Here is a 235-nt window from a genome sequence, read left to right as displayed (position 1 = left end):
GAACCCCCGCGGGCTTTGACACCCCTGTCGGTTTTCAAGACCGATCCCTTCAGCCAGACTTGGGTATTCCTCCGTATAAGTGGTGGACCTTGTAGGACTCGAACCTACGACCGGACGGTTATGAGCCGTCTGCTCTAACCAACTGAGCTAAAGGTCCAATGGTAGCGGCGGAGGGGATCGAACCCCCGACCTCACGGGTATGAACCGTACGCTCTAGCCAGCTGAGCTACACCGC

At 57.9% G+C, this 235-nt stretch carries 1 tRNA gene; it reads right to left on the bottom strand.

Annotated features, from left to right (window positions below):
- Positions 1 to 80: 80 nt before the first annotated feature.
- A tRNA-Ile gene (locus tag SB847_RS22260) sits at positions 81 to 157 on the bottom strand.
- Between the last annotated feature and the right edge of the window lie 78 nt (positions 158 to 235).

It is taken from the genome of Bacillus sp. SIMBA_026 (genome assembly GCF_046535335.1).
GTDB lineage: Bacteria > Bacillota > Bacilli > Bacillales > Bacillaceae > Bacillus > Bacillus velezensis.
Note: the sequence above shows the minus strand (reverse complement) of the source record. Positions and strands in the feature narration are given on the sequence as shown.